Genomic DNA, 3,942 nt, shown 5'->3' with positions numbered 1-3,942 from the left:
GAAATTCACCGGAAAGACACTTCATGTGGATGAAAAGAATTAATTCCGGAAAATCTTACATATAATTCATGTTAAATTCAAACACTCTCTTAAATAATTTTTAGTAATTTTACGAGCGGATGGCATTGTCCTTACACATCATTACTGCAAAACATACATGACTGACAGAAAGAAAAATGTAAACCGATGCTTTTGGGCAAATCCCAAAAATCCTCTCTATATAAAATATCACGATGAGGAATGGGGACGACCTGTGCATGATGACAGACAGTTATTGGAACAGCTTATTCTGGAAAGTTTTCAGGCTGGGTTGTCATGGGAGTGTGTGCTCAACAAAAGGGAAGCTTTCCGTGAGGCTTTCGACGGATTTGACCGTGATGCCATTCTCTCATATGATGAAAAAAAGATCGATGAACTTATGGCTTGCTCCGGTATAATACGTAACAGAGCCAAAATTAAGTCTGCAATATCAAATACTGTTGTTTTCAAGACAATTCAGGAGGAATTCGGATCATTTGACAGCTATCTTTCCTGCTTTTGCCCGAAGCATCCTATAATGGACCACACATCCACAACCTCTGCAATATCCGATACATTGTCTGCCGATCTAAGAAAGCGGGGCATGAAATTTGTAGGCTCTACAACCATTCATGCATTCCTGCAGTCCATCGGTGTATTCAATTCTCATCAACCCGATTGTTTCCTATATCATAAAAATTCAGACCATGATAGAGCAGATTGAATTTTCACTACCACCACAACCACGCGGCATACATCTGGTAACAGCTGAAATCATGAGACACTTGCCAGATTTACCGAAGAAAGGATTGCTTAATCTGCTGATAAAGCACACCTCGGCAGCTCTTGCCCTTAATGAAAATGCCGACCCTGATGTACGCCACGATCTTACATCGATTTTCGACCTGCTCGTTCCGGAAAACGCACCCTTTTATCTCCACACGTATGAGGGTTCCGATGATATGCCGGCACACGCCAAATCTGTAATCGTCGGTTCGACACTGTCCATACCGATTACCGGCAACCGCTTAAATCTCGGCACGTGGCAAGGCGTTTATCTATGTGAATTCCGCGACTATGGCGGGAGCCGCAAAATTGTCGCAACCATAATCGGTGAATAGAAACATAGCTTAAGAGCACGTTCCTTAACGGTGTTTGCACTTCTGGTTTATTTTCTTTAAATTTGCGATATTACAGATAACCGACTCATGAAAAAGCAACTGATTACAACTCTATTACTGACGATCTCAGCGGGCGCAGGCAACGCTATGACTTCGGAAAATATTGACTCTCTTTCGTATGCCTATGGCTATCAGTATACCATAGCTACGATGGCGGGTAAAAACGACTTTATGCAGAGCGAACAGGATTTCAGTGATTATATACGCGGACTTCAGGAATATGCCAACGGATTTAACCCCGCAACGCGCTATCAAGAAAACCGACAGGCATATGCAACCGGAATGGCAGATATTCTTGAAGCATATAGCGAACCGCCCAAGTCGGCTTACGATATGGGACGCAGCATCTCTCTATCCATGAGACTGACTGCTGTCGACAACAGTTCTCTCCCTATTGATTATCGCTCGTTTGTGGCGGGAGCAAAGGCTTCGCTCGGTCTTGGAGAACAAATAATACCGCGAGATGAAGTGGAGGCAATTTTCAACAGACAATTTGAGCAACAGGTCGATGCAACCGGAGAAATTGACTATGAGGTCAATTTTGAAAAAGCCAGGGAGATTATTGGTAAACTTGAAATAGAGCCCTTCGGCGAGTACCGGGTGGATTGGAAGGTGACGGCAGGCGCCGTGGCAGAGCCCGGAACCTCTCCTACTGACATTTTTGGCAAAGTCATGTCCGAACTTAACATCTCTGACCATATATTAAGCGGAGTACTCATGACACAGATGCGTGATGAGGACAGCCGCATTTATGAAGCGGCATCAGCGGCAATTGAAAAATACAGTCTGCCTGATGGCTATAAATGGTTCTGCGGCAGGAATGACGATTTGCAGACCACAATAGGCATCATGAATACGAAGTCTGTGTTCGCCGCCGATGTGCGCAGAGCATCGGTAGAGCTTGACACAGCGTCAGGCATGGTCAATGTGGAGTGGGCCTTTGACGCGGACGATGCCATCAAGTGGGCGAAATTTACCGAGGCGAGTATCGGCAGGCATGTCGCGGTTGAAATTGACAGCCGATTCATGTTTGCGCCGAGAGTCAACCAGCAGATCACCGGCGGTCATTGTGCCATCTCCGGTCTGACCTCCGAAGAAATCAACCTGCTGTTCAGGAATGCTGAAAAGGATGTTAACCAACATCCAGCCGACACAATAGAGGTTATCGAGATAAATTAATGACTACTATGGCACGGCTGAATGATTTTATGACGAGAATAGATCTGTCAGCACTGAGCAAATATGTCGAGGCTCATGGCAAGATCTATGTGTATGCCAAAGGCGACATGCTTGCCAGGCAGGGTCACGTGTGCCGTCACATAGGTATTGTTAAGTCGGGCTATTTCAAATATGTCACCCTCAATTCAAAAGGGCAGGAAGTTGCGACCGGATTTTCTTTCGAGGGGGAGGTCGTCACCGACTATGTGCACTCGTTTCTATGCGACCGTCCGTCGCTGACTTCTATTGTCGCGGGGTGCGACGCCAAAGTGTTGTGTGTCCCGGTAGATGAACTGCGTCGGTATTTACTTGTTGAAACCCCCGGATTTGTAGCCGACGCCTCATCGAATCTGTTGCAGGAAGCCTATCGCCGCTATCTGAACTGCCTTGTGAAGACTCCCACAGAGCGATTCCGCGAACTTGTCGCCCGCTTTCCGGGTGTCACACAAAACCTGCCCATACAGGAGATTGCATCATATTTAGGCGTTTCCCGCCGTCAGTTGCATCGCATCCGCGAGGCTGAAAATGCAGCCGACACCTCCGAGACCTGAGAAATCATAAGAAAATCGCCTTTAATGCCTGTTTTTTTATGGCGGTTTGGGACATTTGTCACATCAATTGTCGATTATTTTCGCTAAATTTGCGATATTGAATATGTTAGACCCTTTATGAGGCAACGGGCTAAGATAATAGGTATCGCACGGCATCGCCTTTCTACCGACGGCGATGGTGTCACTACGCTTGTGGCTTTTCACGGCTGTCCGCTTAGTTGCCGATATTGTCTTAACCCGCAGTCGTTAGGCGACGACGGACGTTTCCGCGAGTATTCGCCGGAACAGCTCTATGCCGAGACCCGCATTGACGAGCTTTATTTTCTCGCCACCAATGGCGGCGTGACATTTGGCGGCGGAGAGCCTTGCCTACGCCCGCAGTTTATCCGCGAGTTCCGTGGGTTGTGCGGACCGGAGTGGCAGCTCAATCTTGAAACGTCGCTCAATGTGCCGATTGCCAACGTAGAGGCGTTGCTCCCGGTGGTCAACACCCTGATTATCGACATCAAAGACATGAACCCCGATATTTACCACGACTACACGGGGCAAAACAACGCTCTTGTTCTCGAAAATCTCCGCCTGATAACCGACAGCGGAAGGCAGAATGACTGCATCGTCCGCATACCGCTGATACCCGGCTACAACACCGACACCGACCGCGACGCAAGCCGCAAGGCACTTGAAGCCCTCGGCTTCACCCGGTTCGATTTATTCACCTACCAAATCCACAAACACTGACACTATGGCACGAGGAAAGCAGACTTGCAAGATACTGAAAGAGATACGCCGGCAGATTGCCGAGGCAAACGGCATCGAGTTCGCCACATCGGAATGTCGCTACAAGGGCGAGTGCATCGGCACATCATCTTCAAATCAGTCTGACGAAACTTTTCAAGGAGTCACTGGCGTCTCTTAAAATCTGTTAATGCGAAATTGTTAAACTCTGTATTCATGTTGGTTACGCGATTTTCTGG

5 protein-coding genes and 1 pseudogene are annotated in these 3,942 nt (G+C 47.5%); all 6 read left to right on the top strand.

Annotated elements, in window-relative coordinates:
• The first annotated feature begins 157 nt into the window (after positions 1-157).
• The gene (locus tag JX312_RS10250; protein WP_124029822.1) at positions 158-742 is read left to right on the top strand and encodes a DNA-3-methyladenine glycosylase I; all 585 of its coding nucleotides are present in this window, start codon (positions 158-160) and stop codon (positions 740-742) included.
• Entirely contained in the window at positions 726-1,139 is a 414-nt protein-coding gene (locus JX312_RS10245) for a secondary thiamine-phosphate synthase enzyme YjbQ (protein ID WP_123406827.1), read from the top strand. Before JX312_RS10250 ends, JX312_RS10245 begins: the two co-directional genes overlap by 17 nt.
• 87 nt (positions 1,140-1,226) lie before the next feature.
• Entirely contained in the window at positions 1,227-2,378 is a 1,152-nt protein-coding gene (locus JX312_RS10240) for a hypothetical protein (RefSeq protein WP_204457925.1), read from the top strand.
• An 8-nt stretch (positions 2,379-2,386) separates the two neighbouring features.
• On the top strand, positions 2,387-2,968 hold the full coding sequence (locus tag JX312_RS10235) for a Crp/Fnr family transcriptional regulator (protein ID WP_164916641.1): 582 nt from the start codon (positions 2,387-2,389) through the stop codon (positions 2,966-2,968).
• A 117-nt stretch (positions 2,969-3,085) separates the two neighbouring features.
• A complete protein-coding gene (locus JX312_RS10230; protein WP_204457924.1) occupies positions 3,086-3,706 on the top strand; it encodes a radical SAM protein in 621 nt (206 codons plus the stop codon).
• Positions 3,707-3,710: 4 nt separating this feature from the next.
• Positions 3,711-3,830 (top strand): annotated as a pseudogene (locus JX312_RS10225) (energy transducer TonB); the annotation flags it as partial.
• Between the last annotated feature and the right edge of the window lie 112 nt (positions 3,831-3,942).

This window comes from Barnesiella sp. CU968 (assembly GCF_905219685.1).
Lineage (GTDB): Bacteria > Bacteroidota > Bacteroidia > Bacteroidales > Muribaculaceae > Lepagella > Lepagella muris_A.
This window is presented reverse-complemented; position numbering and strand designations above follow the sequence as displayed.